13 protein-coding genes are annotated in these 19,779 nt (G+C 72.7%); 7 read left to right on the top strand and 6 right to left on the bottom strand.

Features of this window, described 5'->3' with window-relative positions; translation table 11 throughout:
* Positions 1-467: 467 nt before the first annotated feature.
* The 3 genes from ACIBH3_RS16820 to trpS form a co-directional block, all read right to left on the bottom strand.
* Entirely contained in the window at positions 468-1,211 is a 744-nt protein-coding gene (locus tag ACIBH3_RS16820) for a nucleoside/nucleotide kinase family protein (protein WP_396312713.1), read from the bottom strand.
* A gap of 13 nt (positions 1,212-1,224) precedes the next feature.
* Positions 1,225-2,130, bottom strand: coding sequence for an LD-carboxypeptidase (locus tag ACIBH3_RS16815; RefSeq protein ID WP_396312712.1), 906 nt, complete (start codon positions 2,128-2,130; stop codon positions 1,225-1,227).
* Positions 2,131-2,340: 210 nt separating this feature from the next.
* Positions 2,341-3,420 (bottom strand): tryptophan--tRNA ligase, encoded by a 1,080-nt coding sequence (gene trpS, locus ACIBH3_RS16810; protein ID WP_396312711.1) that lies wholly within the window; start codon positions 3,418-3,420, stop codon positions 2,341-2,343.
* A gap of 453 nt (positions 3,421-3,873) precedes the next feature.
* Here trpS and ACIBH3_RS16805 point away from each other — a divergent pair, with 453 nt between their 5' ends.
* Both ACIBH3_RS16805 and ACIBH3_RS16800 read left to right on the top strand, forming a co-directional pair.
* Complete coding sequence (locus ACIBH3_RS16805) at positions 3,874-5,001, top strand: hypothetical protein (protein WP_396312710.1); 1,128 nt, start codon at positions 3,874-3,876, stop codon at positions 4,999-5,001.
* Between the two features lie 250 nt (positions 5,002-5,251).
* The gene (locus tag ACIBH3_RS16800; protein WP_396312709.1) at positions 5,252-5,932 is read left to right on the top strand and encodes an HAD family hydrolase; all 681 of its coding nucleotides are present in this window, start codon (positions 5,252-5,254) and stop codon (positions 5,930-5,932) included.
* 58 nt (positions 5,933-5,990) lie between these two features.
* Here the strand turns inward: ACIBH3_RS16800 and ACIBH3_RS16795 are convergent, their stop codons facing one another.
* Positions 5,991-6,533 carry an NUDIX hydrolase gene (locus ACIBH3_RS16795; protein WP_396312708.1) on the bottom strand — a complete coding sequence of 181 codons (543 nt, stop codon included), beginning with the start codon at positions 6,531-6,533 and terminating at the stop codon, positions 5,991-5,993.
* A gap of 167 nt (positions 6,534-6,700) precedes the next feature.
* On the opposite strand from ACIBH3_RS16795, the gene ACIBH3_RS16790 reads away from it, so the two are divergent.
* The gene (locus tag ACIBH3_RS16790) at positions 6,701-7,672 is read left to right on the top strand and encodes an ATP-grasp domain-containing protein (RefSeq protein ID WP_396312707.1); all 972 of its coding nucleotides are present in this window, start codon (positions 6,701-6,703) and stop codon (positions 7,670-7,672) included.
* A gap of 81 nt (positions 7,673-7,753) precedes the next feature.
* Here the strand turns inward: ACIBH3_RS16790 and ACIBH3_RS16785 are convergent, their stop codons facing one another.
* Together ACIBH3_RS16785 and ACIBH3_RS16780 are read right to left on the bottom strand one after the other, a co-directional pair.
* Entirely contained in the window at positions 7,754-11,953 is a 4,200-nt protein-coding gene (locus ACIBH3_RS16785; RefSeq protein ID WP_396312706.1) for an ABC transporter ATP-binding protein, read from the bottom strand.
* 307 nt (positions 11,954-12,260) lie between these two features.
* Positions 12,261-13,049, bottom strand: coding sequence for a TetR family transcriptional regulator (locus tag ACIBH3_RS16780; protein WP_396312705.1), 789 nt, complete (start codon positions 13,047-13,049; stop codon positions 12,261-12,263).
* Between the two features lie 129 nt (positions 13,050-13,178).
* Here ACIBH3_RS16780 and ACIBH3_RS16775 point away from each other — a divergent pair, with 129 nt between their 5' ends.
* The 4 genes from ACIBH3_RS16775 (at position 13,179) to ACIBH3_RS16760 (ending at position 19,728) form a co-directional block, all read left to right on the top strand.
* Positions 13,179-14,894, top strand: a complete 1,716-nt coding sequence (locus ACIBH3_RS16775; RefSeq protein ID WP_396312704.1) for a carboxyl transferase domain-containing protein — start codon at positions 13,179-13,181, stop codon at positions 14,892-14,894.
* Positions 14,895-15,128: 234 nt separating this feature from the next.
* A complete protein-coding gene (locus ACIBH3_RS16770) occupies positions 15,129-17,432 on the top strand; it encodes a biotin carboxylase N-terminal domain-containing protein (RefSeq protein ID WP_396312703.1) in 2,304 nt (767 codons plus the stop codon).
* Positions 17,429-18,430: a hydroxymethylglutaryl-CoA lyase gene (locus tag ACIBH3_RS16765; RefSeq protein WP_396312702.1), complete on the top strand. Its 1,002-nt coding sequence runs from the start codon at positions 17,429-17,431 to the stop codon at positions 18,428-18,430. The genes ACIBH3_RS16770 and ACIBH3_RS16765 overlap by 4 nt, the downstream gene beginning before the upstream one ends.
* 107 nt (positions 18,431-18,537) lie before the next feature.
* Positions 18,538-19,728 (top strand): acyl-CoA dehydrogenase family protein, encoded by a 1,191-nt coding sequence (locus ACIBH3_RS16760; protein ID WP_396312701.1) that lies wholly within the window; start codon positions 18,538-18,540, stop codon positions 19,726-19,728.
* The last annotated feature ends 51 nt before the right edge of the window (positions 19,729-19,779 follow it).

Genomic DNA, 19,779 nt, shown 5'->3' with positions numbered 1-19,779 from the left:
GGCGTTGACTTTTGGCACGCTGTTGAGTTCTCAAGGAACGGACACTTCCTTCGAGCCACTCTCGTGAACTCTCCGGGCGCTTCGCTCTTTCGTGTTTCAAGCTTACCAGATGTTTTCCGCTCCGATTTCCCGGAGTTTCGCTTCCCTGACTCGCTTTCCTGCCGCCTTTCGGCGCTCCCAGACTCTATCAGATCGCTCCGACCGTCTTTCGCGCTTCCCAGCCCCAGGAGGCTTTGCCGGGCCCGACCTGACGGCCTGTCCGACGTCCCAAACTTTAGCCGAGGCCCGCTCCGAAAAGCGAATCCGACCCAATCCCTAAACCCGAACACGCCAACAAATCGCACGCGAATACGCCAAAGGAAACCCAGGGCGAAACTCATGCCGAGAAGTGAAGGGGTGTTTTGAAGGATTGGCCGCCCCGGGACCGTCCGCGCAAGACTGCGTGTCCGGTGCTCCCTGCCGAGCGACTAGGGAACACTACGCCGATCCGGGCCCGGAGGCAAATCACTCACCCGGACGGTCCGGGTGCACCGGGCCCGGGCCGCCTTCACGTACTCACCGTTGGGATGGTCGTTGGAGGCCACCCAGTGGCGGGCCGCTGCCTCGTCCCGGCCGCCGGCCAGCTGACGGCGCACCAGGCGGTCCTCGCGTACGCCGTCCTCCGCGTCGACGTACCAGAGCTCGCGCAGCAGGCTGCGGGCCTCCGGCCAGGGGGCGTCGGGGGAAGCGAGGTAGTTGCCCTCGGTGAGGACGAGGCGGGCCCGGGGCGTGATGACATGGCGTGCGGCGACCGGTTCGTCCAGCTCCCGGTCGAAGTCCGGCACGTAGATGTCGTGGAAGCGGTCCTCGGCGGCCCTCCTCAGCAGGGCGACGTACCCGCGGGCGTCGAAGGTGGCCGGGGAGCCCTTGCGTGCGCGCAGGCCCAGGCGGTCGAGCTGGGCCTCGGACAGGTGGAAGCCGTCCAACGGCAGGTACGCCGCGCTGTCCGGGCCCTCGATCCGCTGGACCTCGGCCACCAGGTGCCGTGCCAGCGTCGACTTGCCGGCTCCGGGCGGACCCGCCAGGCCCAGCAGGGCCCGGCCACCACCGGCCCGGCCGCGCAGGAGGCCGAGCGCCAGCGCCGTCAGATCCTCCGCCGTGAACAGCTCGGCACGGCCGGCGTCGGGCGTTCCGTGGGCGCCGGCCGGCGGTACCGCCTCTTCCTTCTGCATGCGCGCACCCTACTCAGGGCCGCACGCCCGAGGTGGCGCGCCGCTCGGCGAGCGCGGGCAGCTCCAGGGTGAGCGTGCCGGCATCCGCGTCCAGCACGGCGGGCACGCCGAGCGGGACGGTGAGGGTGGAGGGGCAGTGACCGAAGCCGAGCTCCCACAACACCGGCACCCCGAGCGGTCCCAGGCGGTCGAGCATCACCTCCCGGACCCCCTCGGGCCGCCCGCAGCCCTCCCAGGAGCCGAGCGCCACACCGGCCACCCCGTCCAGGGCGCCGGAGCGCAGCAGCTGGGTGAGGATCCGGTCGAGCTGGTACGGCTGCTCGTTGACGTCCTCCAGCAACAGGATCGCGCCGGCGAAGGAGGGACGCGCTCCGGGTATACCCCGCTCGGCTGCCAGGACCGCGGCGCAGCCACCGGCGGTGATGCCGCGGGCCCGGCCGGGTAGCAGGGCGGCGGCGGTGGCCGAGGTCAGGACGGTGGTCGTTGCCGGCTCGAAGAGTGTGCGACGCAGGTGCTCGGCGGTCGGGCCGTCCGACACAAAGGACGCGGCCGCCCCCATCGGCCCGTACAGGGTGGCGACGCCGAGCCGCTGAGCGAAGGCCTCGTGCAGCGAGCTGGCGTCGCTGAAGCCGACCAGCGGCTTGGGGGCGGCGGAGCGCATCGCGTCCCAGTCGAGCAGGTCGATGATCCGGTGGACGCCGTAGCCGCCCCGGGCGCAGAGGACCGCGTTGACGGCGGGGTCGAGCCAGGCCCGCTGGAGGTCGTCGGCCCGGTCCTGGTCGTCACCGGCCAGGTGACCGAGCCGGGGGTGGGTGGCGAGGACGTGGGGAGCGACCTCCACCTCCAGCCCCCAGGAGCGCAGGATCTCGCATCCGGCGGCCAGCCGCTCAGGCTCGATCGGGCTGCTGGGGGCGACCACGGCGACGCGGTCCCCTGGGCGGAGGTGGGGCGGACGGGTCAGACCTCGCAGCGGGGCGGCGGTCGGGTCGCTCGACGGTCTGTCGGTCGAGGGTCCGTCGAGCTCGGGCCGCTCTGCCGACGGGTGTGCGGGTTCGGGTGTGCGCTGAGGCATCGCCAGGGTCCTCCCCAGGAAGAGATGTTCGACTGGCAAAGGTATGCCCGCCCCGGGTCAGGCCGATCCCATCGCCCTCCGGACCTCCGCGAGGGTGGCGTCGGCCACGGCATTCGCCCGCTCGGCGCCGACGTTGAGCACCTCCCTCAGGTGCGCCCGGTCGGCGGCGAGTTCTGCGCGGCGGGCCCGGATCGGGCGCAGGTGCTCGTTGACGGCCTCGGTGGTGACGCGCTTGAGTTTCGCGGCTCCGCCGTCGCCGATCTCCTCGGCGACCTGCTCGGGAGTGCGGCCCTGGCTGAGCGCGGCGAGCAGCAGCAGCCCCGCGACACCCGGACGGGCCACCGGGTCGTAGCCGATCCTGCGGTCGGCGTCGGTGGTGGCGCCGCGGATCAGCCGGGCGGTCTCGTCCTCGTCTGCCGCGAGCGCGATGGCGTTGCCGCGGCTCTTGCTCATCTTCTTCCCGTCCGTGCCCGGCAGCAGTGGGGCCTCCGAGAGCAGGGCCTCGGGGTGAGGGAAGATGCCGGCACCGTAGCGCTCGTTGAATCGGCGGGCGACGGTGCGGGCGACGTCGAGGTGCGGCAGCTGGTCCCGGCCGACGGGCACCAGGTCCGCCTTGCAGAACAGGATGTCGGCGGCCTGGTGGACGGGGTAGGTGAACATCAGCCCGCTGACCACGGACCGGCCGGAGTGCGCGATCTCGTCCTTCACGGTGGGGTTGCGGCCGAGTTCCGCGACGCTGACGAGGCTCAGGAAGGGCAGCATCAGCTGGTTGAGGGCGGGTACGGCGCTGTGCGCGAAGATCGTGGCTCGGTCGGGGTCGATCCCGGTGGCGAGGTAGTCGAGTACCAAGCCCTCGGTGTGCTCGGCGAGCCGGTCGGCGAGGTCGCGGTCGGTGATGACCTGGTAGTCCGCGACGACGACGAACAGCTCGGCGCCCATCCGCTGGAGGCAGACGCGGTTCTGCAGGGTGCCGAAGTAGTGACCGAGGTGGAGCCGGCCGGTGGGTCGGTCGCCGGTGAGGACACGGCGCCCGGCGGCGGCCGGGGTGTCCAGCGTGCTCGGGGTGGGATCGGCGGTGGGCGCGAGTCCTGCGGTGGGTGCGGGCGCCGACGTGGTGATGGGCGTTGGGGTGGTCATGACGGTCCCTCCTGCGGTGGCGTGGTCGCCGTCCGGGGAGGGGGCCGAGGCTGCGGGAAGAAGCGCGGCGGGGCCGTCCATCCGGACGGCCCTGGTGATGGCTGGGGTGAGTGGTGGCCGTCCTAGGACGGCCACCAGCTCAGGCATGCGAGGCACTTCATGCGGTCGAGGGTAACGCGGGGCGGGGCTGCGGCGCCCGTCGATTTCCGGCACACCCCTCGGGGCTCTTGGTCCGAACTGCGCGCCGCTTGCTGAGCGATTCACGCCTTCGGTAGTGTTTGAGACGGTTTGTCACCCGTTCGCGCGGCTGCCCGAAGCCTCCTGGCGCAGTTCGGCGGTGACCCGGTGGGCGGTACGCGCGGTGTCCTCGCCCACACCCCGCGCACGGCCTCTTGGAGCTTGCTCCCGGGGTACGGCAGGATCATCCGGACCGCACCCCGGAGGGCCCCGCCGATGACCTCTCTCGACCAGACCGAGCAACCCAGTCAGTCCGCGGCCGCACGGTCCGCGTACGCGCCCTCCCCCGCCCCGCTCTGCGCGGTCGCGGGCGCCGCCGCCGCCGCCGCCGAGCCGATCGGCGACAGGTCCTTCCCCCGTCCCCGGGCGACCGGCGATACGGCGACCACCCCCTGTGCCGTGACGACCGCCAACCTCCAGGCGGGCTTGGCGCTGCGTCTGCGCGCCGCCTACGAACGGGGTGCGCCGGTCGGTGAGATGGCGAGCGCCTGCCGACGGTCCGTAGCCGAGACCAGAGCGCTGCTCGCCCTGGCCGGGACGGATCTGACCGCAGCCCCGGGCATTGCCGCCGGCGCTCGGGAGTCGGACGGAAGCCGGGAGCCGGCCGGAGGCTGGGAGGTCGTGGGCCGTGGGTACTCCGCCGGGCCCGGGGAGGGGGATGACCGTTGGGGCACCGTCCTCGATCGCGTGGAGAGCGCGGCGCGGCCGGGGCCGTCACCCGCGGAGGCCGGGGCTCAGGGCACGCCGGTCGCGCCGGCGGCTCCACTGCTCCCCGGCAGCAGGGAGGAGTTGGTCCTCGCCACGCGGGTCAAGCGGCCATCGCCCGCGCGGCGGCTGAGCCGGATGCACCCGCACGTCGGGGTGCAGGCCGAGGCTGCGCCGCGGTCACCGCTCCCGGTGGAGGGCACCTCGCCAGCGGACGCTTCCCCTGCGCACGTCCCCGCCTCGGCGAGCGCCGCCCCGGACGACGGGACCGCCGCCCCGGACACCGCCGCGTCCGAGACCCCGCTGGGCATTCTGATCGTCGGCACCCCCAACCTGCCCGAGCCCCCGAGCGGGGCCGAGCCGCAGTTGCCCGTCCGGGTGGAGGCGCAGCTCGTCCGGGTCGGACGCGGCACCAGCCTGTTGGTCCTGCCCGCCTGGCGGGAGGCCATCGCGGTCTCGGTGCCGACCGACCAGCTGCTGGCGGCCACGGGGCTCGTGTTCGAGGACCTGCCCGGCACCGAACTGTCGGTGCTCATCAACCCCGCAGCCATGCACGACCGTGAGCTGGACCTGCGGGGCTGGCGGACCGGCGCGCCCGGACGCACCGGACCGCGCGGCACCCGGCGCGGCCGGGCATGAGCCCGCGGCCGGAGCCCGGTCGTCGCCCGGGGCGCTGAGCCGGCCACGGTCCGGGGCGCGGGCCCGGCCGGTCACGTTCCGGGGTCGGGTCATGGTCCGGGGTCGGGTGTCCTGCGGCCAGTCGATCTTGACCCTTCGCCAGGTGAGTTCGACCGCTCGGTTCAGGACACTGCTGAACGTGAATCGGTCATGTCGGTCTGGCCGGCTCGAGGGGGGCGACCCGTCGGCGTGCGTTCACCAGACTGGGCGGGTGACGACACCGCCGGGCTCTCCCGGGCATCTCCGCGCTGTTCTCTTCGACTCAGGCGGCGTCCTGATGCAGCCGATCGGCGGCCGTTGGAACCCGCGAGCGGACTTCGAGCAGACCGTCCTCGCCCACGCCCCCTCGATCACACCGGAACAGTTCGCGGCGGCCATCACCTCGGGAGACCACTTCTTCGCCGCCTCGTCGTCAACGCCCGACCACGACGACTACCACCGGGTGATGCTCCACCACCTCGGCGTGGACCCGACCTCGCGACTCCTCGCTGACCTGCGCCGCGAAGTCCCCCCGTCCCTGTTGCTGGAGACGTACCCGGACGTCGAGGAGACCCTGGAGGAGCTGAGCCGTCGGGGAGTGCGGATGGCCGTGGTGTCGGATGCCTGGCCCAATCTGCCCGCCCTCCACGCCGGGCTCGGGATCGACCGGTTCTTCGAGGCGTATGCGATCTCCGCCGTCCTCGGCTGCACCAAGCCGGACCCGCACATGTACCACCACGCCAGCGACGCGCTGGACCTCGCTCCGGCAGAGTGCCTGTTCGTCGACGACGATCCGGAGCTGGTCGCCGCGGCGATCCGACTCGGCTATGCAGGACGCGCGCTGTGCCGAGACTCGGCCGTCCCGGACGTGCCGTCCCTCACCTCCCTGACGGAAGTCCTGGACTTCTTCTGACGCGGCCGGCACGAGGGGTGGCTTGTGCCTCGCCGAGCCGAGAGCGGCAGCCTCGGACTCAGGTGCGGGGCGCGTTGGGAACGTAACCCAGGTTTCGGGGCGTGATCGCCGCGTCGCCGACCGCCCAGGTCTCGCGGACGGCCGCGAGAAGCTCCGGCAGGAGGGGCGGCCAGAGCGCGTCCGCGTTCTCCTCGGCGAGGTCGGCCACCGTCCACCAGCGCCAGCCGAGGATCTTGTCGGCGGCGTGCACCGCGCTGACGTCGCCCACCGGGCCGCGGTGCGGCCCGCGGGTCAGGTAGATGTGCTCGTGCTGGCGGACCGGGATGCCGTGCCAGGTGAAGTCGTGCTCCCAGGTGCAGAGCAGCGGCCCGGGTTCGAGGTCGGTCCAGCCGGTTTCCTCCCACAGCTCCCGGCGGGCGCCCTCGATCGGCGTCTCGCCGGACTCGATCCCCCCGCCCGGCATCGTCCAGTGCACCCCGACCTCGACGTTGTCGGATCGGAGCAGGAAGACCGAGCCGTCGTGGTCCAGCACCACGGTCCGGGCCGCACGCCGCGGTGTTCGTTCGCGACGTCCGGTCAACTTCCGTGTCAGATTCCCCATCAGGCCACCCTGGCAGAGGCCGCCGCGATCCGTCGAACGCTTTGCTCCGCCAACGCCGCTGCCACCACGCCCCTCACCGCGTCCGCCACCACGCCCGTCGCCCGGTGGACCGTCCCGGTGCCACGAATCGCGCTACCGGCCGCCGCCGAGTCCGTACGCTGAGGCCCATGCGCGTACCGGCGATCCTGTTCCCCTCCGACCCGTTGAACGCCCGGCGACCGGACCCGCACTTCGCGTGGGAGGCCCGTCTGCTGCGCGAGCTGGGCGGCGACCACGCCCTGGTCGACCACGATGCGCTGCTGGCCGGGGACATGGGCGAGGCGGTCCGGCGGGTGCCGGAGGGGAGGGGCCCGCTCTGGTATCGCGGCTGGATGATCCCGAGTGCCGCGTACAGTGCGTTCGCCGAGGCGCTGGCCCGACGGGGAGGCACCCTGCTCACCAGCCCGGCAGGCTACGCCTCGGCGCACGAACTCCCCGGCTGGTACCCGGTGTTCGAGGGTGCGACCCCACCGAGCGTCTGGCTTCCCGGCGCCCCGGCCGACCGCGCAGAACTCGCCGCGGCAGCCGGCCGCTTGGGGGGCCGGGGGCCGGCCATCGTCAAGGACTACGTCAAGTCGCGCAAGCACGAGTGGGCCGAGGCGTGCTTCGTACCGGACCTCGCCGACCTGCCCGCGCTGGAGCGGGTGGTGGCACGTTTCGTCGAACTTCAGGGCGAGTTCCTGAGCGGCGGGGTGGTGCTGCGCCGGTACGAGGACTTCGCTCGCGCCGACCTGGGCCCGCTGGGCGGCGAGTCCGGCTCGGTGCAGCCTGACAGCGGGGCGCAGCGTGACAGCACGGCGCAGGGTGGCAACGCAGGCGCGGGTGAGGGGCAGGCCGGTGAGGCGCGGGTGTGGTGGCTGGACGGCGAGCCCGTCCTGAGCGGCCCGCACCCGGACACCCCCGGCCACTGCCCCGAGCCCGACCTGACGGCGGTCCGCCCCTTGGTCCGGGCCCTGGGCTGCCGCTTCGTGACGACGGACCTGGCGCTGCGGACGGACGGCAGCGGCTGGCGGGTCGTGGAGGTGGGCGACGGCCAGGTCAGCGACCTCCCGCACGGCATCGACGCCGCCCCGCTGCTGACCTCGCTGATCGCCGCCTGAGCGGACGGCCGATCGCCCCCGGCCCGGCACGGCAGGGGGCGGGAGCGATCGGCCAGGGTTGCGCGACGCTCGGGCGGCCGGCTAGCGGGCGACCGGCGCCGGGGCAGCCGACCCGAGCACGGTGGGATCCGCGTCGGGAGCACCGGGGTGCCGGTCCGCGATGAACGCCCGCCAGAGCCTGGCGTATGTCCCGTCCAGGGCGAGCAGTTCCGCGTGCGTGCCGTCCTCGACGACCCGCCCGTGGTCCAGAACGACGACCCGGTCGGCCCGCTCCGCGGTGGTGAGGCGGTGGGCGATGACCAGCGTGGTGCGTCCGCCCGCGAGCCGGTCGGCGGCGTGGTTGACCGCCGCCTCCGTCGCCAGGTCGAGCGCCGCCGTGGCCTCGTCCAGCAGCAGCACGTCCGGATCGACGAGTTCGGCCCGGGCGAGTGCGATCAGCTGGCGCTGCCCCGCCGAGAGGTTCCGCCCGCGCCCGGTGACCTCGTGGTCGTAGCCGCCCCGGAGCCGGACGATCATCTCGTGCGCGCCCACCGCCCGGGCCGCCGCCTCCACCTCGGCGGCGGAGGCCGCGGGTCGCCCGTACGCGATGGCCTCGCGGATCGTGCCGGCGAAGAGGTAGGCCTCCTGTGGGACGACGCCCAGCCGGTGCCGGTACTCGGCGAGGTCGTAGTCGGTGACGTCGACACCGTCCACCCGGACGGTGCCGCCGGTCGCGTCGTAGAACCGGGCGACCAGCTTGACCAGGGTCGACTTGCCCGCACCGGTCTCACCGACCAGCGCGACCGTCTGCCCCGCCGGGATGCGCAGGTCGATGCCGGAGAGCACGTCCGGGCTGCCGTCCCCACCACCGTTGTACGCGAAACTGACGTCCTCGAAGTCGATCTCCCCGCGCAGCTTGCCGACGGGTACGGGCTGCGCGGCGATCGCGGTCGTGGTGGGTGTCCGCAGCAGCTCCCGGATCCGGCCGAGGCCCACCGCGGCCTGCTGGTAGCCGTCGAAGACCTGCGAGAGCTGGTTGACCGGCGCGAAGAACAGGTCGATGTACAGCAGGTACGCGACCAGCGCACCGACCGTCAGGCTCCCCGAGTCGACCCGGGAGGCCCCCACGATCAGGACCAGGGCGGCCGCGACGCTGGAGAGGAACTGCACGAAGGGGAAGTACAGCGAGATGTAGAACTGGGCGCGCACCCGCGCGTCCCGGTAGGCGATGCCCCGGGCGACGAAGCGGGAGGTGTTGGCGTCCTGGCGGCGGAACGCCTGGACGATCCGCATGCCCGCCACGTTCTCCTGGAGATCGGCGTTGACGGTGCTGATCAGGTCCCGGGAGATCTCGTACTGGGCGGTGGACTTACGGCGGAACACCAGCGTCGCCGCGACCAGCAGCGGCAGGACGGCGAAGACCACCAGCGCCAGGCCCGGGTCGATGATCAGCAGGGCGGCGAAGATCCCGAAGAAGGTCAGCAGGCTGACCACGGCGGTGACGACGCCGGTTTGCAGGAAGCTCGTGAGGGAGTCGAGGTCGGTGGTCATCCGGGTGAGGATGCGGCCGGAGAGCTCGCGCTCGTAGTAGTCCAGTCCGAGCCGGTTGAGGTGGGCGAAGATCTTGATTCGCAGGGTGTAGAGCACCCGTTCACCGGTCCGGCCGCTGACCCGGTTCTCGGCTCCCTGCACCAGCCAGTCCAGGGCCACGATCACCAGCGCGGCGAGCGCGGCGGTGGCCACGCCCGCCATGGCCGTCTTGCTGACTCCGTCGTCGATGCCGTGCCGGATCAGGATCGGCAGGACCAGGCCGGCCGCGGCGTCCAGCGCCACCAGCAGCAGGGCGAGGGCGAGCGGACGACGGAACGGCGAGAGCATCCGGCGGAGGCTGAAGTCCGGGTCGCCGGCCTGGGCCTCGTCGAGTGGGACGCGGGGGGTATCGGTGGCCGGCGCGAGCGCGGCGACCTTGGCGAGCAGGTCCGGGCCGGCGGTCCGGGCCGCCTTGGCGAGGGCTTTGGTGGCCGCCGACGACGGGAGCTGCGCCTCGGGCGCGGGCGCGGGGGCGGTGGCGGTGGCGGTGGCGGTGGCGGTGGCGGGCGCGCCGGTGGGGGTGGTGTCCGCGGGGGGCGCGTCGGCGGGGGGCGCGGCTTCGGCTTCGGACTGCTGTGCTTCCATCTGCGGTGGTTCCGGCTGCGGTGGTTCCGGCTGCGGTGCCTCCGGATCGGGCTCGAACCCGGTGATGGCGGCGACGCCTGGCTCAGCCTGCTTCCCGGCCTCGGGGTCGGTGATCAGCGCGCGGTAGCGGGGGCACCGGCTTTCGAGCTCTTCGTGTGTACCCACGTCGATCAGCCGGCCGTGGTCCAGCACCGCGATCCGGTCGGCGAGCTGGAGCGTGGAGCGGCGGTGCGCGATGAGCAGCGTGGTCCGCCCGGCCATCACAGACCGCAGCGCGTCGTGGATCTCCGCCTCGACCTGCGGGTCCACCGCGGAGGTCGCGTCGTCGAGGAGCAGGATCCGGGGGTCGGTCAGGATGGCCCGGGCGAGCGCGATCCGCTGCCGCTGGCCGCCGGAGAGCGTCAGGCCCTGCTCTCCGACCTTGGTCTCGTAGCCGGCCGGGAGCTCCCGGATGAACTCCTCCGCCTGCGCGGCCCGGGCCGCGGCCACGACCTGCTCGTCGGTGGCGCCCGGCCGCCCGTACGCGATGTTGGTGCGGACCGTCTCGGAGAACAGGAAGCTCTCCTCGGGAACGATGCCGACGGCGGCCCGGACCGAGTTGAGGGTCAGGTCGCGCAGGTCGTGCCCGTACAGCCGGACGGCTCCCGCTGTCGGGTCGTAGAACCTGGGCACGAGCTGCGCGACCGTGGATTTGCCGGAACCGGACGATCCCACCAGCGCCAGGGTCTCGCCCGGTGCGAGCCGCAGGGTGAGGCGGTGCAGGACGGGCGTGGGGTGCTCGGGGTCGTACCGGAAGTCGACCTGGTCGAACTCCAGCGCCGGTACGGAGGCGCTGGCGCCTGCGGCGGCGGGCGCGGTGGTGTGGTCGGTCGCGATCGCGGGTGCAGTTGTGGTCGCGGGTGCGGGTGCGGCCGTCGGACCAGGCGCCGGACCAGGCGCCGGATCGGTCAGGTCGAGGGTCACCGCGCCGGGGCGCTCCTGGACGAGCGGGCGCTCGTCGATCAGCTGAAGGACCCGCTCCACGCCGGCCCTGGCCTGCTGGCCGACCGTGATGACCATGGTGAGCATCCGGACCGGGCCGGTCATCTGCGCCACGTAGGTCGAGAACGCCACGAAGGTACCGAGGGTCACCTGGCCCTCGACCGCCAGCCAGCCGCCGAACGCCAGCACGGCGACCTGCGCGAGCGCGGGTATCGCCTGCATGGCGGGGTTGTAGCGGCTGTTCAGCCGGATCGAGCGCAGCCGGGCCGCATACAGATCGCGCGACGCGGCCTCCAGCTTGCCCAGCTCCTGGCTCTCCTGGCCGAAGCCCTTCACCACCCGGACGCCGCCGACGGCCTCGTCGACCACGCCGGCAACGGCCGCGGCCTCCTGCTGGGCCGCCCAGGTCGCCGGGAACAGCCGCTTGCGGCTGAGCAGCGAGACCCACCACAGCGCCGGCCCCATCACCAGCGCGATCAGGGTCAGCGGCAGCGACAGCCAGAGCATGACCGCGAGGGACATGACGAACATCAGCAGGTAGCCGGTCATCATGGGCAGCATCGACAGCAGTCCGTTGATCAACTGCAGGTCGGAGGTGGCCCGGCCGACCACCTGGCCGGTGTCGAGGCGGTCCTGGCGATGGCCGTCGAGGCGGCCGAGCGAACGGAACAGGTCGCTGCGCAGGTCGTGCTGCACGTCGAGGGCGAGTTGGCCGCCGTAGTAGCGGCGGACCTGGGTGCAGCCGAAGACCAGCAGGGCGGCGAGGAGCAGCACGGCGGCCCAGGGTGCCAGCGAGCGGTCGTGGGCGGTGATGACGTCGTCGATGATCAGCTTGGTGACCAGCGGGACCAGGGCGGTGATGGTCATACCGACGAGCGAGGCCCCGAAGGACAGCAGCACGTTGCGGCGATAGCGCCAGCAGTAGCCGACCAGCCTGCGCAGCCAGCCGGAACTCTCCGGTCCGGAGACCTCCGAGGTTCCGGCCGGTCCGGCCGACCCCGCTGGGTCGGCCTGTCTGCGGGAGCCGCCGCGGCGTACGCCGCCCGCCCGGGCGGCACCGCGATCGGCGTCGTGCTGCCCGGTACCGCTGTCCTGGGTGTTACCGCCTCGGGACAGCTCCGCAGTGGATCCGTGAGTCTCAGGCATATTTAGGGATACTAACCATTCCGTCACGTGGCCGTCCATGCGATCCGGCAGGACCGACGGAGGGGCCAACAGTCGCTCGCCCGAGCTGATTCCTCGCGCCTGCCCTGTCGGCCCATCTGCTACCAGCGTGAACGATGAACGCCGAAACGCACACCCGTCGGGAGAGGCACCCGCCCACCCCCTTTGGTCCTAGGCCATCCGCCCCCGGCCGCCAGGCCCGGTCCCACGGGACTGGTAGCCGGGGGCCGGTCCCACGGGGCTGGTCCCACGAGGTCAATCCCGTGGTACCGGCTCAGCCCGGTGTGATTCAGGCGGCCGCGGCCCGCCCCGCCGATTCGGCAGCGGCCACGAACGCTCCGTGGGCGAGGCTGTGCAGCAGTGCCGCCATGCTGTCGCGCGACAGGCCGGGCCGTTCACCCTGTGCGACGTGCGGGCCCAGGCTGTGCGGGGTCGAGTTGAGCAGGCCGAACACCGCGTGCACGGCGGCCCGGGCCACCGGCTCGGCGTCGGGTTCGGCCAGCGGCGGGAAGGCCTGGCGGACGACGTCCACCCAGAGTTCGAGGTAGCCGCGCTGCAACCGGCGCACCCGCCGACGGTCCTCCTCCTTGAGGTGGAGCAGCTCGCGGTCGTGCAGGGTGATCAGGTCGCGGTCGTCGAGGGCGAAGTCCACATGGCCGCTGATCAGGGAGTCCAGCACGGCAGCCGCACCCGCAGCGCCCGCCACACCCATCGCACCCGTCGCACCCGTCGCACCTGCGGGGTCAGCGGTGTCAGCGGTGTCGGCCAGCGCCATCAGGTCGGCGCCCACTGTCGCTCCGTCGCTCTGCCCCGCGCCGGGCATCCGGCCGTCGCCACCGGCGCCGACGCGCCGGCGGCCCTCCTGGAGGAGCCGCTCGCTGATGCCGATCAGCAGGTCCGCGAGCATCGCGTCCTTGCCGGCGAAGTGCCGGTAGAGCCCGGGCCCGCTGATGCCGACCGCCTTGCCGATCTCGTCCACGCCGACGCCCAGGAAGCCCCGGGCGGCGAACAGCCTGGCAGCCTCCCTGCGGATCTGGTCGCGACGTGGGAGCGCGGGGGCGGCTGGGGCGTTCGACATGCTGCCCATCGTAGACAGTCGGGTTATCGAGCGTTAACCTGACGGCAGGAGTTAACGCTCATTAACTTGGGGCCGCGGGCTCATCCCGCCCTGCTGTCACCTGGTTCCGAGGGCAAGGGAGCTCTTGGGATGTTCCTCACCACCGCCGGCGTGCCCGCCGGTACCCCGCTCGCCACCGCGGGCGGCCCGCCCGCCGGGCGCGGCGCCGCGGCCCCCGCCGCAGCCGCTCCGGCACCCCGGCTCGGGACGGCGGTCGATCCCGGATCGGACGCCTACCGGTCGAACACCGCTGCTCATCAGGCACTGGTGGCCGAGCTGCGCGACAAGCTCGCGACGGCCGCACTCGGCGGCGGGGCGAAGGCGCGGGCCCGCCACACCTCCCGAGGCAAGCTGCTCCCGCGCGACCGCGTGGACACCCTGCTGGACCCGGGCTCACCCTTCCTGGAGCTGGCCCCGCTGGCCGCCGACGGGATGTACGACGGGGCAGCGCCGGCCGCCGGCGTCATCGCCGGCATCGGCCGCGTCGCCGGACGCGAGGTCGTCGTGGTCGCCAACGACGCCACCGTCAAGGGCGGCACCTACTACCCGATGACGGTGAAGAAGCACCTGCGCGCCCAGGAGGTGGCGCTGGAGAACCGGCTCCCCTGCATCTACCTGGTCGACTCCGGCGGCGCGTTCCTCCCGATGCAGGACGAGGTCTTCCCGGACCGCGACCACTTCGGCCGGATCTTCTACAACCAGGCCCGTCTCTCGGCCGCGGGCATCCCGCAGATCGCCGCGGTCCTGGGCTCCTGCACCGCCGGCGGTGCGTACGTACCGGCCATGAGCGACCAGGCCGTGATCGTCCGCAACCAGGGCACGATCTTCCTCGGCGGCCCGCCGCTGGTGAAGGCGGCGACCGGCGAGGTGGTCACCGCCGAGGAGCTCGGCGGCGGTGAGCTGCACACCCGGACCTCGGGCGTGACGGACCACCTGGCCGAGGACGACGCCCACGCGCTGTCCATCGTCCGGACGATCGTGGCCGGCCTCGGCCCGCGTGCGGACAAGCCGTGGCCCCTCACCCCGGCCGAGCCGCCCGCCGTGGACCCCACCGGACTGTACGGAGCCGTGCCGGTCGACCCGCGCACGCCGTACGACGTCCGCGAGGTGATCGCCCGGCTGGTCGACGGCAGCCGCTTCGCCGAGTTCAAGGCCGAGTACGGCGCCACCCTGGTGACGGGCTTCGCCCGGATCCACGGCCACCCCGTCGGCATCGTCGCCAACAACGGCGTGCTGTTCTCCGAGTCCGCCCTCAAGGGCGCCCACTTCATCGAACTGTGCGACCAGCGCGGCATCCCCCTCCTCTTCCTGCAGAACATCACCGGCTTCATGGTCGGCCGGCAGTACGAGGCGGGCGGCATCGCCAAGCACGGCGCCAAGATGGTCAACGCCGTCGCCTGCACCCGCGTCCCGAAGCTGACGGTGGTGATCGGCGGCTCGTACGGAGCCGGCAACTACTCGATGTGCGGCCGGGCGTACTCACCTCGCTTCCTGTGGATGTGGCCCGGGGCCAAGATCTCGGTGATGGGCGGTGAGCAGGCCGCCTCGGTACTCGCCACCGTCCGACGCGACCAGATCGAGGCGCAGGGCGGCGAGTCCTGGCCGGCCGAGGCCGAGGACGAGTTCAAGCGGCCCGTACGGGAACAGTACGAGCGGCAGGGCAACGCGTACTACGCCAGCGCCCGGCTCTGGGACGACGGGGTCATCGACCCGATGGACACCCGGACCGTGCTCGGCCTCGCGCTGACCGCCTGCTCCAACGCCCCGCTCCCGGTGCCCGGCCCGTACGGCGTCTTCCGGATGTGAGCCCGGCCGGGCCGGGCGGCCGTCGTGGCTGCCCGGTTGACCGGCTCCCGGCCGAGCACCTGCCCGGACACCCGCCCGACGCCGGACCGACGTCCGACGCCTCGGCTGGTCGGGGCTCGGCTGACCGGTTGACCGGCCAGCCGGCGGGCCGAAGGCCTCGTCCCGTGGCAGGCCCGCTCCGCTCGCTCTCATCCTCTCTTGCACGGCTCCCCTCGACCCGGAGGAACGCCTCCCATGTTCGACACAGTTCTGGTCGCCAATCGTGGCGAGATCGCCGTCCGGGTCATCCGCACCCTGCGGCGGCTCGGCGTGCGCTCGGTCGCCGTGTTCAGCGATGCCGACGCCGACGCGCCCCACGTCCGCGAGGCGGATGTCGCGGTACGGCTCGGCCCCGCCGACCGCAGTGACAGCTCTGCGGCCGAGACCTACCTGCGGACCGACCAGATCCTCGCGGCGGCCCGCCGTACCGGCGCCCAGGCCGTCCACCCCGGCTACGGCTTCCTCGCGGAGAACGCCTCCTTCGCCCGCGCCTGCGCCGACGCCGGCATCGCCTTCATCGGACCTCCTCCCACTGCGGTCGAGCTGATGGGCGACAAGATCAACGCCAAGGCCGCCGTACGCGCCGCCGGCGTGCCGGTGGTACCCGGAAGCCAGGGCACCGCGCCCACCGACGAGGAGCTGACCCAGGCCGCGGAGGGGATCGGCTATCCCGTCCTGCTCAAGCCGTCCGCCGGTGGCGGTGGCAAGGGCATGCGCCTGGTCCGTGACCCGGCCGACCTGCCCGCGGAGCTCGCCGCCGCCCGCCGGATGGCCAGGACCGCGTTCGGCGACGACACCCTGCTGCTGGAGCGCTGGATCGACCGGCCGCGCCACATCGAGGTCCAGGTGCTGGCCGACGCCAACGGCACCACCGTTCACCTCGGCGAGCGCGAATGCAGCCTGCAGCGCCGCCATCAGAAGCTGATCGAAGAGGCACCCTCCGTTCTGCTCAATGCCGAGACCCGCGCCGCCATGGGCGCAGCCGCCGTCCGGGCGGCCGAGGCCTGCGGTTACACCGGAGCCGGCACCGTGGAGTTCATCGTCCCCGGCATCGACCCGGCCGCTCCCGCCCCGCCCGAGGGCGTCCTGGACTTCTTCTTCATGGAGATGAACACCCGCCTCCAGGTGGAGCACCCGGTGACGGAGCTCGCGATCGCCGTGGATCTCCCGGACGCCGCGTACCCGCAGCGGCTCGACCTGGTCGAGTGGCAGGTACGGATCGCCGCCGGCGAGACTCTCCCGTTCGCCCAGCCCCACATCTCCTTCCAGGGCCACGCCATCGAGGCCCGGATCTGCGCCGAGGACCCGGAACGGGACTTCCTGCCCACCGGCGGCCGCATCCTGCGCCTGGACGAACCACACGGTGAGGGAATCCGGGTGGACTCCGGCGTCACCGCCGGCACCATCGTGACCAGCATGTACGACCCCATGCTGTCCAAGATCATCGCGTACGGGCCCGACCGACCGACCGCGCTGCGCCGGCTCCGCGCCGCCCTGGCGGACACCCGGATCCTGGGGGTGACCACCAACGCCGGCTTCCTGCGGAGACTCCTCGCCCACCCCGACGTCGTCGCCGGCGACCTCGACACCGGACTGGTCGAGCAGACCGCCCAGCAGCACCCGGCCCTGCTGGCCTCGCCCTACTCCCCCGCCGGCCTCACCGGGCCCACGGATCTCGGCGCCCCGGCCGAGCCCGATGCCTCGACTGCCCCGACGGAAACCGCTGGTCCCGCTGCGGCACCGGCACACCTCCTCTACTACGCCGCCGCGCTGACGCGGCAGCTCGACCTCGCCCCGACGGCCTCCGCCGAAGGCTGGACCGATCCGTTCTCCCTCCCGTCCGGCTGGCGGCTCGGCGGCCAGAGCGCCTGGACCGCCCACCGACTCCGCATCCCCGGCCATGACCCGGTCTCGGTGTACGTACGACCTGCCAGTGCGGGCACCGTAGCCGAGGCCACTGACAATCCTTCAGTCACCGCACCCGACCTGCAGGTCCGACTCGACGACGGCCCGATCCTGGCGGCCCGCGTGGTGCGGGCCGGGGAGCGGCTGCACCTCACCCTCGACGGTCTGCAGACGACCTTTGCACACACCACCGACAACGCACCCGCGGCGGCGGCCGGCGGCCCGGTGACCTGGCTGGGTATCGATGGCGACGCCTGGGCCGTGCACGCGTACGACCCGGTCGGCGACCGGGCCTCGGCCGGCGCCGCCCACCACGGCGCGCTGACCGCCCCGATGCCCGGCACCGTCACCGTCGTCAAGACCACGGTCGGCGAGCAGGTCAGCCGTGGCCAGGCCCTGCTCGTCCTGGAGGCCATGAAGATGGAACACGTGATCTCGGCCCCCCACGACGGGACCGTGAGCGAGCTGCGCGCCACCACCGGAGCCACGGTGGCCATGGAGGAGCTGCTCGTGGTGGTCACCCCCGCCGAGGAGGCGGCCGGTACCGACCCGGCGGGCGCACCCTCCGAGCTGAGCGCCGGGGTGGCGTCATGAGCGCCCCCGAGCAGCACCTCGCGCCGCCCCGCGAGCCCGACACGCTCGAACTCGGCCTGCCCGCCCCCGTCCGGGCCCCCGGCCTGCCCGCCGAGGTCCGCATCCACGAGGTCGGCCCGCGGGACGGCCTGCAGAACGAGAGCGCCCTCGTCCCGGTCGAGGTGAAGGCCGAGTTCATCGGCCGGCTGGCCGCCGCCGGTCTGCGCACCGTCGAGGCCACCAGCTTCGTCCACCCCAAGTGGGTACCGCAGCTGGCCGACGCGGAGGACCTGGTACCGAAGCTGGCCGGGCTCCCCGCCGAGTACCCCGGCCTGCGGCTGCCCGTGCTGGTCCCCAACGAGCGGGGGCTCGACCGGGCGCTGGCCCACCACGTCACCGACGTGGCGGTGTTCGCCAGCGCCACCGAGACCTTCGCCCGGCGCAACCTCAACCGCTCCGCGGACGAGGCGATGGCGATGTTCCAGCCGGTCGTACAGCGCGCCACCGCGGCCGGGGTACCGGCCCGCGGGTACCTGTCGATGTGCTTCGGTGACCCCTGGGAGGGGCCCGTACCGCCCGCCCAGGTGATCGGCTTCGGCGTGCGGCTGCTGGAGATGGGCTGCACCGAGCTCAGCCTCGGCGACACCATCGGCGTGGCCACCCCCGGCCAGGTCACCGCCCTGCTCGACGGCTTCGTCCGCGCCGGCGTGCCGGTGGAGCGGCTCGCGGTGCACTTCCACGACACCTACGGGCAGGCCCTCAGCAACACACTGGCCGCGCTGCGCAGCGGGATCACCGTCGTGGACGCCTCGGCGGGCGGCCTCGGCGGCTGCCCCTACGCGAAGAGCGCCACCGGCAACCTCGCCACCGAGGACCTGGTCTGGATGCTGCACGGCCTCGGCATCAGGACCGGAGTCGATCTGCGGGCCCTGGTCGGGACCAGCGCCTGGATGGCGCGCAAGCTCGGCCGTCCCAGCCCGTCCCGCGCCGTTCAGGCCCTGCTCGGCGATCAGGGCTGACCCGGAGCCCGCACTCAACCCCACCCCCCACCGGTCGCACCATCAGATCGGCGGGGCACTCCCACCCACACCCGCGGCCACCTTGCCCGGGTCTCAGGAGGACCACCATGCTCGACCACCGGCTGAATTCCGAGTACGAAGAACTGCGCCGCACCGTGGCCGAGTTCGCCCAGGACGTGATCGCCCCGAAGATCGGGGAGTTCTACGAGCAGGAGGAGTTCCCGTACGAGATCGTCCGGGAGATGGGCCAGATGGGGCTCTTCGGCCTGCCCTTCCCCGAGGAGTACGGCGGCATGGGCGGGGACTACCTCGCGCTCGGCCTCGTCCTCGAGGAGCTCGCCCGGGTGGACTCCTCGGTGGCGATCACGCTGGAGGCAGCCGTCTCGCTGGGCGCGATGCCGATCTACCGGTTCGGCACGGAGGAGCAGAAGCGGGAGTGGCTCCCCCGGCTGACCTCCGGCGAGCTGCTCGGGGCCTTCGGCCTGACCGAGCCCGAGGGCGGCTCCGACGCGGGCGCCACCCGCACCACGGCCCGCTACGACGAGGCCACCGACGAGTGGGTGATCAACGGCACCAAGTGCTTCATCACCAACTCCGGTACGGAGATCACGGGTCTGGTCACGGTAACCGCGCTGACCGAACCGATCGCTCGTTCGAGTGAAGAGGGCGAAATTCTCTCGCCGCAGCGCGAGATCTCCTCCATCATCGTGCCCACCGGGACCCCGGGCTTCCAGGTATCGAAGAAGTACTCCAAGGTCGGATGGAACGCATCCGACACCCGCGAACTGTCCTTCACCGACTGCCGCGTTCCCGCGGCCAACCTGCTGGGCGAGCGCGGCCGCGGCTACGCCCAGTTCCTGCGGATCCTCGACGAGGGCCGCATCGCCATCGCAGCCCTGGCCACCGGCCTGGCCCAGGGGTGCGTCGACCAGTCGCTCACCTACGCCAGCACCCGACGGGCCTTCGGCCGGCCCATCGGTGCCAACCAGGTCATCCAGTTCAAGCTCGCCGACATGGAGATGCGCGCCCACACCGCCCGCCTGGCCTGGCGGGACGCCGCCTCCCGGCTGGTGCACTCCGAACCGTTCAAGAAGGAGGCCGCGATCGCCAAGCTGTACTCCTCCGAGGCCGCCGTCGACAACGCCCGTGAGGCCACCCAGATCCACGGCGGATACGGCTTCATGAACGAATTCCCGGTCGCCCGCTTCTGGCGCGACTGCAAGATCCTCGAAATCGGCGAGGGGACCTCCGAGGTCCAGCGCATGCTGATTGCGCGGGAGCTCGGCATCACTTCCTGACCCACCCGCGGACAGCCCCGGCAAGGGGCCAACACAGCAAGGGACGGGCCG

It is taken from the genome of Kitasatospora sp. NPDC050543, from assembly GCF_044457565.1.
In the GTDB taxonomy this organism is placed as follows: Bacteria; Actinomycetota; Actinomycetes; order Streptomycetales; family Streptomycetaceae; genus Kitasatospora.
Note: the sequence above shows the minus strand (reverse complement) of the source record. Positions and strands in the feature narration are given on the sequence as shown.

Bases quoted from the DNA above. Each gene is read 5' to 3' on its own strand.
- ACIBH3_RS16820 (WP_396312713.1), bottom strand. From the start codon at position 1,211: ATGCAGAAGGAAGAGGCGGTACCGCCGGCCGGCGCCCACGGAACGCCC.
- trpS (WP_396312711.1), bottom strand. From the start codon at position 3,420: ATGACCACCCCAACGCCCATCACCACGTCGGCGCCCGCACCCACCGCA.
- ACIBH3_RS16805 (WP_396312710.1), top strand. From the start codon at position 3,874: ATGACCTCTCTCGACCAGACCGAGCAACCCAGTCAGTCCGCGGCCGCA.
- ACIBH3_RS16795 (WP_396312708.1), bottom strand. From the start codon at position 6,533: ATGGGGAATCTGACACGGAAGTTGACCGGACGTCGCGAACGAACACCG.
- ACIBH3_RS16790 (WP_396312707.1), top strand. From the start codon at position 6,701: ATGCGCGTACCGGCGATCCTGTTCCCCTCCGACCCGTTGAACGCCCGG.
- ACIBH3_RS16785 (WP_396312706.1), bottom strand. From the start codon at position 11,953: ATGCCTGAGACTCACGGATCCACTGCGGAGCTGTCCCGAGGCGGTAAC.
- ACIBH3_RS16780 (WP_396312705.1), bottom strand. From the start codon at position 13,049: ATGTCGAACGCCCCAGCCGCCCCCGCGCTCCCACGTCGCGACCAGATC.
- ACIBH3_RS16775 (WP_396312704.1), top strand. From the start codon at position 13,179: ATGTTCCTCACCACCGCCGGCGTGCCCGCCGGTACCCCGCTCGCCACC.
- ACIBH3_RS16770 (WP_396312703.1), top strand. From the start codon at position 15,129: ATGTTCGACACAGTTCTGGTCGCCAATCGTGGCGAGATCGCCGTCCGG.
- ACIBH3_RS16765 (WP_396312702.1), top strand. From the start codon at position 17,429: ATGAGCGCCCCCGAGCAGCACCTCGCGCCGCCCCGCGAGCCCGACACG.
- ACIBH3_RS16760 (WP_396312701.1), top strand. From the start codon at position 18,538: ATGCTCGACCACCGGCTGAATTCCGAGTACGAAGAACTGCGCCGCACC.